The following is a 16,006-nucleotide window of genomic DNA, read 5'->3' on the forward strand; positions in this document are numbered from 1 at the left end:
TTATAAATAATCCACTATTGTATAAAGTTTTGTACTGTTCGAGCCCTTTATAAGAATGGTGTGTCCTTCTATTGGTTCTTGCTTAAGCTCTTCGATAATATCTTGAGCTGATTGATAGCTCCGAAATGAATGATTTACAGATGAGAATTGCTCCCCAACTAACCAAATCTTTTCAAATTGACATTTGGTGAGATAATCTACTATTTTTTGATGTTCAGTCAGACTCTCTGTTCCAAGTTCCTTCATATCTCCTAGTATGAGCATTTTATGTGGAGTATCGATTTTCTTGAAGTTCTCAAGAGCGGCCATCATACTTGTAGGGTTAGCATTATATGCGTCAATAATGAGGGAATTACTTTTAGTAACCTTTAGTTGTGATCGATTGTTTTTAGGAGTATAGTTTTCTAAAGCTTGGTTTATTTTTTCGGGGCTTATATTGAAGTATGTGGCGATAGCTATTGCGGCTAACACATTGGGAAGATTATAATCTCCGATTAATTTAGAATTTATAGTCTGAATATTTCCTTTTTCTCCTTTCTTCCAAATAAGTGATAGAAAAGGTGAATTGTTATTGGTTATTTTACCATTGATGTACAAAGAATCATGGGTGCCATATTCAATAAGTGTCAGTTGTTTGGCAATAGTCTCCAAATGCTTATTTTCATGGTGAATGAAAACAACGGATTGGGGATCTAGTCGCAAAAAGTCGTATAGTTCGCCTTTGGTTTTGATTACTCCTTCAAATGAACCGAATCCCTCTAAATGCGCTTTGCCGACGTTTGTGATGAGGCCATAGTTTGGTTTGGCTATTTGTGCTAAAAATGCAATTTCTCCAGGATGATTAGCCCCCATCTCAATGACAGCGATTTCATGTTCTTTCTTTAGTTGCAGTAAAGTGAGTGGAACGCCGATGTGGTTATTAAGGTTTCCTTGTGTATATAGAATGTTATATGTTGTAGATAGGGCGCAAGCTATAAGTTCTTTAGTCGTGGTTTTGCCGTTCGTTCCTGTAATCCCAATAATTGGAGTATTTATCTGTTGTCGATGGTGAGTGGCCAATTCTTGCAATGCCTTTAGGGTATCATCAACTAATAAGTATCGTTGATCATTTTCAACATAATACTCTGGGTTATCTACGATTACATAGCTACAACCTTTTTCCAAAGCTTGTGCTGCAAACAAGTTTCCGTCAAATGATTCTCCTTTCAAAGCAATAAAAAGAGAATTCTTGGGGCAATTGCGACTGTCGGTTGTCACAGATTGGCATTTCAGGAAAATTTGATAAATAGAATTGATTGTCATCATTATTCTTTATTAAAAAACATGCAAATATAGTCTGATTATTGATGACTTTTTTAATTTAAGTCTTTTAATAATTAAAAATCATGTTAAAGTCATTTTTTATAAGGAATAGTGAAAATGAAGCGGCATCCATTTGTGTAGGTGTCATCTATAATTAAGTTTCCATGGAGTTTATCTGCAATACTTTTGCATATTGGGAGTCCCAATCCTGTTCCTTGCGAGAACATATTTATTTTATAAAAACGTTCGAAGATATATTCTTTTTTATCTTTAGAGATTCCGATTCCAGTATCGGTAACAATGAAAGAGATTGTATCTTTTCTATCAGAGATCTTATATTCCAAGGTGATACTACCTTTTAAGGTAAATTTTGCCGCGTTGTGGAGTAGGTTATTTAAAACTTGGGTTACATATCCGGGGTTGCTCTTAATGATGAGGCTTTCTTTCTCGTGGTGGAAGTTTATTTGAACGCCTTCTTTTTTCTGATGCCCTGCAAGTTCTAAGCCGCTCTGGCAACAGTCGTAGATATTGGTCGGGATGTTTGATTCGATTTCTTCATATTGATCCAATTCCGATAATGTTAGGACATCAGTGATTAATCGAAGCAGATCGTTACTGTTGGTCTTGATAATTTCCGCAAACTCTTTTGTTTCCGGATTTTCTTTTCCGTAGTTGTCACTTAGTATTTGAGAAAAGCCTACAATTGAATTTAAAGGAGTGCGAATTTCATGAGACATACTTTGAATGAATGTTGTTTTCATTTGGCTGTTTCGCTCAGCTTTATCTTTGGCAATACGCAGTTCTTCGCGTGATTCTGTCAATTCGTCGTTTTTGATTTTTAATTTTGATTCCGATAATCTAAGCTTCCTGTTTAGTAAATTTTCACGGTAAAGGAAGATGAAAACGAGCCCTAAAAGTCCCGTTAATGAGATAATCAGTGTTTTCTTGTTCTTTATTTCTTTTTGTTGAGTTTGAAGCATTAACTCTTTCTTCTCGGAATTTAGTTTTTCAATATTTAATAAAGTCGCAAATTCACTCGTTGCTTTCTGTTCATTCTCAAGTTTTAAAGAGTCGTCTAATATAATATATTCTTGTAGACACTTAAAGGCAGATTCTACGTCTCCCATTTTATAATAGATATTTGCTTTAGAACGAACTTGAGTCCCATTTAGAGCATGCTCACTGAATCGTTTCTCTTCGGCCTCTTGGTTGAGAAACGATTTGAGTGCTTTTTTGAGTTGGTTGGTGGCAATATAATATTTAGATTCGGTCTGGTAAAAAGTCTTTTTGATGGAGTCTAGCCTTTTGTCTTTATTGAAAAGAAGTTGACATTCTCTCATTATTTTTTCTGCTTCTGCAATATTGTTAAAAGCTAAATAGTAGTTGACGTAATAAAGCTTAATGAGGGCTTGATGTCCTCGTGAATTAGAAGCCTTTTCTGCTTTTTGAAGCATTTCAAGGGCTTTTTTACGCTCCTTGGTGTCAATGTAATAGCTTGCGGCAAGGCCGTAAACAATAGCAATGTTATAATTCTCGACTTTTTCATGTTCAGTAAGTTCTATTTCTTTTAATTGCCATTCTAGTGCTAGTTTTTTAAAGCCTTTAATCGAATAGATATGAGCTAGAGCACCGTAACAATTTAATAATCCGATTTTACTGTCAGTCGCTTCTGCATCTTTAAGCATGCGTTCAGCTTCGTATAATGCAATATTGTTACGCCCGGTTTTTAGATAATATAGAATGAGGCGATCTCCCCATGCAAAATAGTAGTATTTGAGTTGGTTAGTTTCCTTCGCAAATTTTTTAACTTTATTGGTGTAGGATATGATGCTATCTTCTTCGATCCCTTGATAATAGTAATAGTTCAATTTGAGGGATAAAGCCACTGCTTGCATTCTGATATCGTTCTTTATAGATGCCTTTTGGAAAAGAGTATCCGCCATGGATAATGCTATAGGACGAAGTATATTTGCTTGACAATGTTGATAATACGAGTAAAGCGTTGTGTCTACATTAAATGCGTCAACCTCTTTTTGAGCCTTGGTAGGGCATGCCAAAAATAGTAGGGAGACTAACAGGACAAAAGGGCGGCTGATTGAGTGTTTTGTGAGCTTCATTGTACATCTATTGTATCTATTGCAAATATACGTTTATTTCTGAATTTTAATGCAATTACTCTTTTTTTTTCTGTAAATTTGCATTTATCAAAATAGATGGAAAATGGACTTGAATAATTTAAAAACGATAAATGTAAATGGTCATCTAATAGATCTCGCCGTTCCTCAAGTTATGGGGATCTTAAACGTGACTCCAGACTCTTTCTATGCAGGGAGCCGGATGCAAACAGAACAGGATATTTTGGACAGAGCACGACAGATTGTTACTCAAGGAGGAACAATTATTGACGTTGGCGCCTACTCTTCCAGGCCGGATGCGGAACATATCTCTTCAGAAGAAGAGATGAGACGATTACGCTTCGGTTTAGATATTATTAGACGGGAATATCCTGATGTTGTCATTTCTGTTGATACTTTTCGATCGGATATAGCTGAAAAATGCGTGGATGAATTTGGCGTTGGCATCATTAATGATATCTCGGGTGGTAATATGGACAACAAAATGTTTGAGATGATTGCTAAACTTGGTGTCCCCTATATCATGATGCATATGAAAGGAATTCCACAAAATATGCAAAAATGTGCAACGTATGAGAACATTGTAAGAGAAGTTTTCTTATATTTTGCCCAAAAATTGGAATGTCTTCGTTCGCTTGGTGTAAAAGATGTTATTCTTGATCCAGGCTTTGGCTTCGCAAAGACGTTGGATCATAATTATGAATTGATGTCGCATTTAGAAGATTTTAGAATATTTGAGCAACCACTGTTAGTTGGTGTCTCTCGTAAATCTATGATTTATAAACTGCTGAATGTGAATCCAGATGAAGCATTAAATGGTACAGTTGTTCTTGATACGATTGCCTTGTTGAAGGGGGCTGATATCCTTCGGGTGCATGATGTTCGTGAGGCTGTTGAAACCATTAAAATTGTGGAGAAAATTAAACAAGAAAATTAACCCCTAATTTGTTTGTAATTGTGCCGTTTTTTGGATTTGGAATTAAAGATCTTATCGATATTCTGCTAGTTGCTTTTCTTTTGTATTACACTTACAAATTAATGAAAGTTTCTGGCTCAATTAAGATATTCACTGGGATATTGGTGTTTATCTTGATTTGGGTTGTTGTCACTCAAGTGCTTGAGATGAAATTATTGGGCTCAATTTTTGATACACTAAAGAATGTTGGTGTAATTGCTTTGATTGTGCTGTTTCAAGACGAAATTAGACGCTTCTTATTAACTCTTGGATCACATAAGCATATGAGCGCTTTGGTACGTTTCTTCTCAGGGAACAAGAAAGTGACGTTACGTCATGATGACATCATGCCGATCGTTATGGCTTGTTTGAATATGGCTAAGCAACGGGTGGGGGCTCTAATTGTGATAGAGCATAATATTCCTCTGGATGAATTTGTCTATACTGGAGAGGAAGTCGATGCAAGAATCAACCAGCGACTCGTTGAAAATATCTTTTTTAAAAATAGTCCGTTGCATGATGGAGCGATGATTATTTCGAAGAAAAGGATAAAAGCTGTAGGATGTATTTTGCCTGTATCTCATAACTTAGATATACCCAAAGATTTAGGCTTGCGTCATCGTGCAGCAATGGGAGTCTGTCAGGAATCCGATGCTCATGCGATTATTGTGTCTGAAGAAACCGGAGCTATATCGGTCGCCTATCAAGGACAGTTTTATTTGCGGCTGAGTGCCGAAGAACTAGAAAGTTTATTAACCAAAAATGATAACTAACTGATTAAATTTAATGCGAGTATGGACAGAAGAGATTTTTTGCGAACAGGAAGTTTCGCACTAGTCGGGTCATTGACTACCGGCTCAGCTTTAGCATTTTCATCTTCGGCGCAATCAGCATTGGGAGGAGAAAAGGCCGGTAAGAAAGCGGCCGTTTTTGCTGCAATGAACCACTTTGGAGTAAGTGAGGGGGATCTAAAAAAGATTCTTGCTGCTGCTCTTGAGAAAGGGGGTGATTATGCTGATCTATTTTTTGAACACACGTTGAGTAACAGTATCAGCTTGATGGATGGTGCAGTGAACCGATCTTATTCTAATATTGATTTTGGAATGGGGGTTCGTGTGTTGTCTGGCGATCAGAGTGGATACGCCTATGTTGAGAATATTACGTTGGACGAGATGCTAAAAGCGGCACGTACCGCTGCTCGTATTGCTTCGTCAAATAAAGGTAAACAGCCCGTGAATTTGACGGCAAAAGATTTAAAACAGAACTATTATAAGGTTTCTTCTTCGTGGGAGGAGACTAGCCTTAAAGATAAAATGCCATATCTGCAGAAATTGAATGATAAGATTTTTGCACTTGACTCTCGTGTGCAGAAGGTGCAAGCTTCTCAGAGCGACACGACATCACACATTTTCTTCTGTAACTCAGAAGGAGTGATGTTTTACGATTATAGACCGATGGTTACGTTAGGAGCTCTCTGTATTATGCAGGAAAACGGAAAGGTCGAAAACGGATATTCAGCTCGTGCTTATCGTAAAGGATTTGAATTCTTGTCGGACGATGTTGTTGAAGTGATTGCTCGTGAGGCAGTCGACCAGACGTCTATCATGTTTAAGGCCATAAAACCTAAAGGAGGTGAAATGCCTGTAGTAATGGGAGCCGGTGGATCGGGTATCTTGTTGCATGAAGCTATTGGGCATGCTTTTGAAGCTGATTTTAATCGCAAAAATACTTCGATATTCTCCGATCAATTGAATAAAAAAATCTGTAATGAGCATGTTAGTGTGATCGATGATGGTACCATTCCTTTTAATAGAGGATCGGTCAATTTTGACGATGAGGGTATTGAAGGGCAAAAAACTTATTTAGTGAAGAATGGAGTCTTGACTAGTTATATTCACGATCGTATCAGTGCTAAGCATTATGGAGTATCGCCGACTGGTAACGGGCGACGGGAATCTTTCCGGGCAATGCCTATTCCACGTATGCGTGCGACCTATATGGATCCGGGTAATATGAAAGAATCGGATATCATTGCTTCTGTAAAACAAGGTATTTATGTGGATAACTTCACTAATGGCCAAGTGCAAATTGGAGCTGGAGATTTCACTTTCTTTGTAAAATCGGGTTATCTGATTGAGGACGGAAAGTTGACTCAACCTATTAAAGATATTAATATCATTGGAAATGGACCTAAGGCTCTTGCCGATATTACGATGGTGGCCGATAATGACAAGATCGATAACGGCACATGGACATGTGGCAAGGATGGACAATCTTGTCCGGTGACTTGTGGCATGCCTTCCGCATTGGTAAGTAAACTAACCGTAGGTGGTGAAAATTAAGTTCTAACATTTTAAAATCCGAATGATTATGATATCAGATAATAATAAGAAGTTAGCTCAATGGGCAATGGATTTTGCGTTGAAGAATGGCTGTCAATCGGCAAAGGTTGTACTTTACGCTAGCTCGAATACCTCTTTTGATTTGCGTGATGCGAAGATGGATAAATTGCAGCAGGCCTCTGAGGGAGGAATGAGCATCTCTTTATATGTAGACGGACGATATGGTAACTTCTCGACCAATCGGTTGGATCGTAAGGAATTGGAAACTTTTATAAAGAACGGCATCGACTCTACGCGATATTTAGCTAAAGATGAGGCTCGTGTTTTGCCAGATCCTTCTAGATACTACAAGGGTGGAAAACCCGACTTGCAATTGTTTGACGATAAGTTGAATGGAATCAATCCTGATGAGAAAGTTGATTTAGCTAAAGCTGTAGCTGAAGAAATCTTAGGTAAAGACAGTCGGATTATTTCTGTGAGTTCATCGTATGGGGACGGTGAAAACTTCTCTTATGGCATCACGAGTAATGGTTTTGAGGGTGAGTCTAAGCGGACTTGGTTCTCATTGTCGAGTGATGTGGCTATTAAAGGGGAAGGCGAAGCTCGCCCTTCTTCCTATTGGTATGAGTCTTCACTTTTTTATGGTGATTTGAAGACGCAGAATATTGGCCGTAAGGCTTTAGAGAGAGTGTTGCGGAAACTTGGACAGAAGAAAGTTGCCTCTGGTAAATATACAATGGTTGTAGATGCTATGAATGGTCGACGTCTGTTATCTCCGGTGCTTGATGCCCTTTATGGTTCGTCTTTGCAACAAAAAAATTCCTTTTTGCTCGATAAACTGAACCAAAAAGTAGCTAGTGATCTGTTCACGTTAATAGATGAACCTCATCTGGTTAAATCGTCGGGTGCGCGTTATTTCGATAACGAAGGGGTCGCTACTGTTCGTCGTCCAGTATTTGACAAAGGAGTCCTGAATACCTATTTCATTGATACGTATAATAGTCAAAAGATGGGAGTTGATCCGACAATTAGTTCTCCGTCGTTGTTAGTGATGCAGTCAGGAAATAAGGACCTTCAAGGGCTGATAGCTGACGTTGATAAAGGTATTTTAGTGACTGGTTTTAATGGGGGTAATAGTAATAGCACATCTGGTGATTTCTCATATGGTATCGAAGGCTTTTTAATTGAAAACGGAAAGTTGACACAGCCGATAACAGAAATGAACATCACAGGTAACATGTTAACTCTTTGGTCATCGCTTGTTGCTATGGGCAACGATCCACGTTTGGATTCCTCTTGGCGCATTCCGTCTTTGGTTTTTGAAGGTGTGGACTTTAGCGGATTATAACCGATTAGTCGTTTATCGCCTTATTCTTAGGCGCCCAATAAATAAAGAAAGCCATTTATGTCGTTACTGTAAGGTCGACATAGATGGCTTGTTTATGCTTTTGCCTTTAGTGAGGCGTTTAGTTCATCATTAAGCTCATATAAGGGTTTAGTCGCTGTAGCAGCTTTCGGGTCAGTGTGGCGATGTCCATATCCTCATAATCAGAGTTTCCCGAATCAGGTTGATGGATTAGCTGACCGTTTCTGACTTCATAATATCCGTTATTATCAGGCAATAAGCTGTCTGTAAGCTTAATCTTAAAGGCTTCTGTTGGATAGGTCTCGGCATAAACTTCTAGCATTGATTTCGCATGAATAATACGAGCCATAGCAAATGGAATAGAGCTTTCTCTGTTTTGTGCAGGACGCTTTATTTGTAAGGTCGCAGATGTATTCTTTTGTTTAATAGCTTGTGTTAGAGCTAACTCAATGACCTTATGATCCGCAACCAACTCTTCGATATGAAGGACTTCACCATTATTGTAAACGATGGCTACGCCTTTTATCTGATGAGCTTCCGTTGCATAGAATAGCGTTCCGCTGCCTAATGCCAAATCGCTTAAGATGATCTCAAAATCCGATGACGTGTGTTGTACACAACACGTTCGTTTTGCTAAGTGAGTAGAGAGATAATCATAGACTCCCTCTTCGTTTGTGGTCGTATGCTCAATCTTAACGTGACTTGTCAATAACACTTCTTCATTGATCTGCTCTGTCGATTGGTAGAAAACAGTGGCGTATCCCATACGAGCATAATAATCGAATAGTGAGGCGTTGGCCGGAATCAGTGTCGTTAGATCAACACCTTCTCGGTACATCTCCTGAAAACTATCGGTCAGCACTTGCTCCATCAAACCTTGTTTGCGATATTGCGGATGTGTGCATGCACCGGAGATATAAGCCATTTGAAGCAAATGTGTTCCGTATGTCATCGGATAGGGGATCATCTGCAGAGCCGATACGATCTGATGATCCTTTCTTATGGCGACCATCTCTTCTTCCCGATATCGCAAACGAAAATACAATTCAATGAATGTTTCACTGTCATTGAAACAGAGTCGCCATAGTGATTTAAATGCTTCTTTCATGGTGTGATGCCGTTACATTTAGGGTTAAAGCGAATCCGAGTCCTTGACACAGGCCATGTATTTATCAAGGATAATAGTCGGCTGATAAGATAATTTGGCTTTGCGTAACCCTTCGATTCCCAAGTCTTCTTCCCGGTTGATATAGAGATAGTGTTCCGGAATATGATTGGCAAATTCATAGTTAATCATGGCATAAGCCCCATCGACTGTCGTATCGGCTTTTTCGGCGTGTACACAGAAGGTGTCTCCATTGATCGGCATGCCATAGGTAAAGGCGACAATTACACCATTAACGCGCAATAGTCCACCTTGCAGACCTAACTCTTGAAAATGAGTCAGAGCATAAGTCAGCGACTGACGTTCATTGCCTACTCCTTCCATCTGATCGCAGTTGTTTACTTTGCACCATTTGGCTTCTAATTCTAAACATTCTTCAATTCGTTCCGACGTAATAGGCACATATTCGTAATCCGGATTAGTGTTCCGGAACCGATTGACATGATTTCGTTTAGATTGGTACTTTTTTCCTGATAATGTGGATAGGTCGGTTCGCAAATAGAGATAATCCGAATAATTGCGATCGCTGCTGAATGAAAAAGTATCGGGGAATAACTCTTCCAGCTCCGTACGTGTTCGTTCGCAAACGCCAAGCATACAAAAAGATTGTTGTTCTTGTTGGGCGTCTTGCATTAAACGTTGTACAACTGGTTTGATGAATCCTTCTCCTAATGGCATCATATAAAAAAGTTTGCCGTTCACCCAAAACTTGAAGGCTAAAAAGCCGTCGATTAAAGCGACTTGGGTATGGTATAGAAACTTCCAGCTACATAAGTTTGAGAAAGAAAGATCGCAGTTTCTGCGGTGTCCATTAGCAGTAAAAGAAGTAATCAGAGTTTTGTCTTCTAGTTGAATCTCTTTAAAATTTATCATAAGAATTGCTCGTTTATTCATATTAACGAGCAATTCTTATTTTTTGTTGTTAGATTATTCCTAATAACCTTAAAATGGTTGGAGTCAGGAGTGCCGTGAGTATGCCGTTTAGGGTCAGGCCCAAGCTGGCGTATGCGCCATACTTACTGCTGATGTCCATGGCAGTCGAGGTGCCAACCGCGTGGGCGGCTGTTCCCATCGATAAACCTTGTGCGATAGGGCTTCCTACACGCATCACCTTCATGGCTTTGAAACCACATACCGCTCCGATGAGTCCAACGCAAACCACGACGGCAGCCGTTAAGGAAGGAATACCTCCAAGCGTCTTGGTAACTTCCATGGCAATAGGGGTGGTTACTGATTTGGGAGCCAGTGATAGGATTACGTCGGGTGAGGCTCCTAGCCACTTAGCAATGAGTACCACTGAGATGACGCCAACGACACAGCCGGCTAGTTGTGAAAGCAGAATCGGAATGAGTTGTTTCCTGATGGTCTCTAGTTGCAAGTAAAGGGGCACTCCAAGAGCAACGACGGCAGGCTTCAACCAAAACTCGATGAGGTGTCCACTCTCGTTATACGTCTCATAGCTGATGTCGAACAACTTGAGAAAGCCGATGAGGGCAGCAATGGTGAGAAGGATTGGATTCAGTAGAACCCATCCGATCTTCTGCTGTAAGAGCTTTGCTAAAAAGAAGAGACCAAAAGTCATGGTCAGCAGGAAAAAGGGATTTTCGATATAGCTCATTTGAATTTACGTGTTAGTTGATGAATCCATCCGGTAACCACAAGGACCAGAATCGTACTGACTAATGTTGCAATGACAATCGGCCAAAATTGAGCGGCGATAATGTCGAAATACAGCATTAACGCAACGCCTGGTGGGATAAAAAAGAATCCCAGATTAGCAACTAGAAAGTCGGACATTCCTTGGATCCAGTGTAGCTTGATCCAGCCCAATTTCAGAAAAAGAGTGAGAAGAAGCATACCAATGATGCTTGAGGGGAGCTTGATACCTGTCAGAAAAACAAGCAGTTCACCCAAGGCTAAACAGCCAAATAAGATGGTGCACTGACGAATCATATATTTACCTTTTATTATTGAAAACGTTGCAAAGGTACGAAAAATCGAAGGATAGTGTTAAATATTATAATATTTTAGGTTGAAGAGCGAAAAATAGTCCATTTTGCAATGTGGATATTACAAAATTGTCTATTTTTGCATCGCAATTAGTCATAGACTATCTATATTATATACCTACATACTACGTAATTTTATGCTTAATTTAATTAACCAGATTGTGGCGCGTGCAAAAGCCGATCGCCAGCGCATCGTACTTCCAGAAGGAACGGAAGAACGCACTTTGAAAGCAGCTAATCAGATTTTGACTGATGAAGTAGCCGATTTGATTTTATTGGGTAAACCTCAAGAAATTGGTGACTTGGCAGTTAAACTTGGTTTAGGAAATATTGGTAAGGCAACGATTATTGATCCTGAGACCTCACCTAAACATGAAGAATATGCTCAATTGTTGTGCGATATTCGTAAGAAAAAGGGGATGACTATTGAGGAAGCCCGTAAACTTGTGAATGATCCGTTGTATTATGGTTGTTTGATGATCAAGAACGGCGACGCTGATGGTCAGTTGGCCGGTGCTCGTAATACGACTGGTAATGTGCTTCGTCCGGCTTTGCAGATTATTAAAACTGCTCCGGGTATTTCTTGTGTTTCAGGAGCCATGTTGTTATTGACTCACGCCCCTGAGTGTGGACAAAACGGAGTGCTTGTGGTTGGTGATGTTGCTGTAACTCCGGTTCCGGATGCTAATCAGTTAGCTCAGATTGCAGTATGTACGGCTCAAACAGCAAAGGCTGTTGCCGGTATTGAAGATCCTAAAGTGGCTTTATTAAGCTTCTCTACCAAGGGTTCTGCAAAACATGAAGTTGTGGACAAAGTCGTTGAGGCTACAAAATTGGCACAGCAGATGGCACCTTCAATCAACATCGATGGAGAATTGCAGGCTGATGCTGCTCTAGTACCTGAGGTTGCTGCCGGAAAAGCACCGGGGTCAACTGTAGCAGGTGAAGCTAACGTTTTGATTGTACCAAGTTTGGAAGTTGGTAACATTGCTTATAAGCTCGTTCAACGTTTAGGTCATGCCGATGCGGTAGGTCCGGTATTGCAAGGTATTGCTCGTCCGGTAAACGACTTGTCTCGCGGTTGTTCTATCGAAGACGTTTATCGCATGATTGCTATTACAGCTAATCAAGCTATTGCTGCAAAAACAAATTGTTAACCTTTAAATATAGATCAAAATGAAAGTTTTAGTATTAAATTGCGGTAGTTCATCCATTAAATACAAATTGTTCGATATGGCGAACAAGGATGTAATTGCTCAAGGTGGCATTGAGAAGATCGGCTTGAAAGGGTCGTTCTTGAAACTAACTTTACCTAGCGGTGAGAAAAAAGTTTTAGAAAAAGATATTCCTGAACACACTGTAGGTGTGGAATTTATATTAAAAACATTAATTCATCCGGAATTCGGAGCAATCAGCTCATTGGATGAAATTAATGCTGTAGGACATCGTATGGTACACGGTGGCGAACGCTTCAGTGAATCTGTATTGTTGAACAAGGAAGTTTTGGATGTCTTTACGGCTTGTAACGACTTGGCTCCTTTGCATAACCCTGCTAACTTGAAGGGTGTAAATGCCATTTCTTCGATCCTTCCTAACGTACCTCAAGTGGGTGTGTTCGATACAGCTTTCCATCAGACGATGCCTAATTATGCTTATTTATATGGTATCCCTTACGAATTGTATGAGAAATATGGTATTCGTCGTTACGGCTTCCACGGAACGTCTCATCGTTATGTATCGCAACGTGTATGTGACTTCTTAGGCGTTAAACCGGAAGGTCAAAAAATCATCACTTGCCATATTGGTAACGGAGGTTCGATTGCTGCTATTAAAGATGGTAAATGTGTGGATACCACCATGGGATTGACTCCACTCGAAGGATTGATCATGGGTACTCGTTCTGGTGATATTGATGCCGGTGCTGTGACTTTCATCATGGAAAAAGAAGGCTTGACTCCAAGTGGGGTTTCAAACTTATTGAACCAAAAGAGTGGTGTACTCGGTATCTCTGGTGTATCAAGTGATATGCGTGAACTTTTGGCTGCCTGCGAAGAAGGCAATGAAAAAGCAATCCTTGCTGAAAAGATGTACTACTACCGCATTAAGAAGTATATTGGAGCTTTTGCTGCTGTACTTGACGGAGTCGATATTTTGTTGTTTACCGGTGGTGTTGGTGAAAATCAGTTCGAAATGCGTCGTGATGTTTGTAAAGCATTAGGCTATTTGGGTATCGAGTTGAACTACGAATTGAACGATAAGATTCGTGGTAAAGAAACGGTGATTTCTACACCGAACTCAAAAGTTAAAGTGGTTGTGATTCCTACAGACGAAGAGCTGTTGATCGCTTCTGATACCATGGATATCTTGTTGAAGAAGGATTAATCAACCTCTCCCGCCTTGTCGGGTGACGGTTTTCCGATAAATAAAAGGCTCTGCAACGTTTCTTCTGTAAACGTTGTGGAGCTTTTTCTATTTCATGTGCTCTAGAAATCGTATGATTCTAAAAAGGTAACCCGTTTTAAGCGTTCTTTCATTTTTTTTCTGTTATTTTGTTTCTGAATACTAAAACCAGATCCGATTTATTTATGCGCTATTCTGTTATTGTACCGGTTTATAATCGTCCCGATGAGGTCGAGGAGTTACTGCAAAGTCTGCTCAACCAGACCTTTAAGGATTTTGAAGTCATCATTTTGGAGGACGGATCGTCTGTGCCTTGTAAGGCGGTAGTCGATCGTTATGCAGAACGTTTGCAGATCCATTATTTTGAGAAGCCGAACTCTGGTCCGGGCCAGACTCGTAATTATGGCGCTGAACGGAGCCAAGGCGACTATCTTTTGATTCTAGACTCCGACGTGATTATACCGCAAGGTTACTTCGAAGCCATTGAGAAAGAGTTGGCAACAGCCGACGCGGATGCGTTTGGAGGTCCCGATCGGGCACACGATTCGTTTACCCCGGTTCAGAAAGCGATCAATTATTCGATGACCTCCTTTTTTACCACCGGTGGTATTCGTGGAGGAAAGAAGAAAATGGATAAGTTCTATCCGCGGAGTTTCAATATGGGCGTTCGTTCGACTGTTTACAAGGCTTTAAACGGATTCTCCAACATGCGTTTTGGTGAAGATATCGATTTCAGTATTCGTATCTTTGCCGACGGTTATCAATGTCGGTTATTTCCTGATGCATGGGTCTACCACAAACGTCGTACCGATCTGAGGAAGTTTTTCAAGCAAGTACACAATTCGGGCATTGCCCGTATCAATTTATATAAGAAATATCCGGGTTCGCTGAAACCGGTTCACTTATTGCCCGGGCTATTTACTCTGGGAGTGGCCTTTTTCTTGGTAGGCAGCTTGTTCTGTCTCTATAGCTTACTTCCATTGTTGCTTTATGCCGTGTTGGTTGGTCTCGATTCGACCGTTCAAAACAAGAGTCTTCGTATCGGCCTTTATTCCATCGGCGCCGCATTTGTGCAATTAGTGGGATACGGAACCGGCTTTTGGAGAGCTTGGTGGGAGCGTTGCGTGTTGGGACGAGATGAGTTTGAGGCTTTTCGGAAGAACTTTTATAAATAACCCTTTCCCGCCCCTGCTCGTTGCGATCTGACTGGAAAGAAGATCAAAAACGAAGTATGGAGGTTAAAACAAAACTAACGATTAATCATTGGGCGTCTCAAGATCGTCCCCGTGAGAAGATGCTCACCAAAGGGGCCGAAGCATTGAGCGATGCCGAGCTGTTGGCTATCCTGATCGGCTCGGGTAATACTGAAGAGAGTGCCGTGTCGCTGATGAAACGTCTGCTTCAAGCGTGCGATAATAATCTGAATACGCTGGCTAAGTGGGAGGTGGCCGATTTCTCGACTTTTAAGGGCATGGGGTCGGCCAAGAGTCTAACCATTATGGCGGCTCTGGAACTTGGACGGCGACGAAATTTACAAAAAGCCGTGGAGCGTCCCCAACTTCTTTGTTCGACTGCTATTTACCAATTGTTCCAACCGTTGATGTGCGATCTCGATCGGGAAGAATTCTGGGTGTTGCTCTTGAATCAAGCGAATCGATTGATCGATAAGGTACGCGTGAGTACCGGGGGAATAGATGGTACGTATACCGATGTACGCTTTGTTTTACGGGAAGCTCTCCTGCATCGGGCCACACAACTGGCCTTGATCCACAATCACCCTTCGGGCAACCATCGTCCGAGTGTTGAGGACCGAAACCTGACCGCTCATATTCAAAAGGCCGCTGCGACGATGAACATCCGACTGATTGATCACGTTATTGTTTGTGAGAGTTCTTATTTCAGTTTTGCCGACGAGGGACTGATCTGAGTGAATTTTATTCTTATATTTGCAAAAACAAACGAGACGTATCATGATGAATAAATTTGAAATAGAAGAAAAGATAGTAGAAGTGCTTAAGACGGTATACGACCCGGAGATCCCGGTGAATGTTTACGATCTTGGGTTGATTTATAAAATTGATGTTGCTGAATCGGGTGAGTTGTCTTTGGATATGACGCTAACGGCACCGAACTGTCCGGCTGCCGATTTTATTATGGAAGATGTTCGCATGAAGGTGGAATCGGTAGAGGGCGTAACTTCGGCTACGATCAACTTGGTCTTTGAACCGACATGGGATAAGGATATGATGTCCGAAGAGGCCAAACTCGAATTAGGGTTCTTATAATGGGGGCGTCTCTTATCATCTGACGAATAATACTGGTATCTTTTAAA

Annotated in this window: 15 protein-coding genes; 9 read left to right on the top strand and 6 right to left on the bottom strand. The window is 40.5% G+C overall.

Going from position 1 to position 16,006, the window contains the following annotated elements; all coding sequences use genetic code 11:
• A complete protein-coding gene (locus AC4PG5_RS11410) occupies positions 1-1,302 on the bottom strand; it encodes a UDP-N-acetylmuramoyl-tripeptide--D-alanyl-D-alanine ligase (protein WP_492030750.1) in 1,302 nt (433 codons plus the stop codon).
• Positions 1,303-1,394: 92 nt separating this feature from the next.
• Positions 1,395-3,419 carry an ATP-binding protein gene (locus AC4PG5_RS11415; protein WP_492029009.1) on the bottom strand — a complete coding sequence of 675 codons (2,025 nt, stop codon included), beginning with the start codon at positions 3,417-3,419 and terminating at the stop codon, positions 1,395-1,397.
• Positions 3,420-3,522: 103 nt separating this feature from the next.
• On the opposite strand from AC4PG5_RS11415, the gene folP reads away from it, so the two are divergent.
• The 4 genes from folP to AC4PG5_RS11435 are packed head-to-tail and all read left to right on the top strand — an operon-like array spanning position 3,523 to position 8,082.
• Positions 3,523-4,374 carry a dihydropteroate synthase gene (gene folP, locus AC4PG5_RS11420; protein WP_492029010.1) on the top strand — a complete coding sequence of 284 codons (852 nt, stop codon included), beginning with the start codon at positions 3,523-3,525 and terminating at the stop codon, positions 4,372-4,374.
• 17 nt (positions 4,375-4,391) lie between these two features.
• Positions 4,392-5,165: a diadenylate cyclase CdaA gene (cdaA, locus tag AC4PG5_RS11425; protein WP_492030751.1), complete on the top strand. Its 774-nt coding sequence runs from the start codon at positions 4,392-4,394 to the stop codon at positions 5,163-5,165.
• A gap of 21 nt (positions 5,166-5,186) precedes the next feature.
• On the top strand, positions 5,187-6,734 hold the full coding sequence (locus AC4PG5_RS11430) for a TldD/PmbA family protein (RefSeq protein ID WP_492029011.1): 1,548 nt from the start codon (positions 5,187-5,189) through the stop codon (positions 6,732-6,734).
• 28 nt (positions 6,735-6,762) lie between these two features.
• Positions 6,763-8,082 (top strand): TldD/PmbA family protein, encoded by a 1,320-nt coding sequence (locus tag AC4PG5_RS11435; protein WP_492029012.1) that lies wholly within the window; start codon positions 6,763-6,765, stop codon positions 8,080-8,082.
• A gap of 118 nt (positions 8,083-8,200) precedes the next feature.
• Here AC4PG5_RS11435 and AC4PG5_RS11440 read toward each other — a convergent pair whose 3' ends face one another.
• Genes AC4PG5_RS11440 through AC4PG5_RS11455 form a run of 4 tightly spaced genes read right to left on the bottom strand, consistent with a single transcriptional unit; the run spans position 8,201 to position 11,218 of the window.
• Positions 8,201-9,208 (bottom strand): GNAT family N-acetyltransferase, encoded by a 1,008-nt coding sequence (locus AC4PG5_RS11440; protein WP_492029013.1) that lies wholly within the window; start codon positions 9,206-9,208, stop codon positions 8,201-8,203.
• A gap of 24 nt (positions 9,209-9,232) precedes the next feature.
• Positions 9,233-10,138 carry a DUF2156 domain-containing protein gene (locus AC4PG5_RS11445; protein WP_492029014.1) on the bottom strand — a complete coding sequence of 302 codons (906 nt, stop codon included), beginning with the start codon at positions 10,136-10,138 and terminating at the stop codon, positions 9,233-9,235.
• A gap of 49 nt (positions 10,139-10,187) precedes the next feature.
• On the bottom strand, positions 10,188-10,883 hold the full coding sequence (locus AC4PG5_RS11450) for an LrgB family protein (protein WP_492029015.1): 696 nt from the start codon (positions 10,881-10,883) through the stop codon (positions 10,188-10,190).
• Positions 10,880-11,218, bottom strand: coding sequence for a CidA/LrgA family protein (locus AC4PG5_RS11455; protein ID WP_492029016.1), 339 nt, complete (start codon positions 11,216-11,218; stop codon positions 10,880-10,882). The genes AC4PG5_RS11450 and AC4PG5_RS11455 overlap by 4 nt, the downstream gene beginning before the upstream one ends.
• A gap of 193 nt (positions 11,219-11,411) precedes the next feature.
• On the opposite strand from AC4PG5_RS11455, the gene pta reads away from it, so the two are divergent.
• The 5 genes from pta (at position 11,412) to AC4PG5_RS11480 (ending at position 15,959) form a co-directional block, all read left to right on the top strand.
• The gene (gene pta / locus AC4PG5_RS11460; RefSeq protein WP_492029017.1) at positions 11,412-12,431 is read left to right on the top strand and encodes a phosphate acetyltransferase; all 1,020 of its coding nucleotides are present in this window, start codon (positions 11,412-11,414) and stop codon (positions 12,429-12,431) included.
• A gap of 19 nt (positions 12,432-12,450) precedes the next feature.
• Positions 12,451-13,656: an acetate kinase gene (locus tag AC4PG5_RS11465; RefSeq protein WP_492029018.1), complete on the top strand. Its 1,206-nt coding sequence runs from the start codon at positions 12,451-12,453 to the stop codon at positions 13,654-13,656.
• A 203-nt stretch (positions 13,657-13,859) separates the two neighbouring features.
• Positions 13,860-14,849, top strand: coding sequence for a glycosyltransferase family 2 protein (locus AC4PG5_RS11470; RefSeq protein ID WP_492029019.1), 990 nt, complete (start codon positions 13,860-13,862; stop codon positions 14,847-14,849).
• 56 nt (positions 14,850-14,905) lie between these two features.
• Positions 14,906-15,601 carry a RadC family protein gene (radC, locus tag AC4PG5_RS11475; RefSeq protein WP_492029020.1) on the top strand — a complete coding sequence of 232 codons (696 nt, stop codon included), beginning with the start codon at positions 14,906-14,908 and terminating at the stop codon, positions 15,599-15,601.
• Between the two features lie 46 nt (positions 15,602-15,647).
• Positions 15,648-15,959 carry an iron-sulfur cluster assembly protein gene (locus AC4PG5_RS11480; RefSeq protein WP_492030752.1) on the top strand — a complete coding sequence of 104 codons (312 nt, stop codon included), beginning with the start codon at positions 15,648-15,650 and terminating at the stop codon, positions 15,957-15,959.
• Positions 15,960-16,006: the final 47 nt, after the last annotated feature.

The organism is Bacteroides sp. QWL-09 (assembly GCF_058683585.1).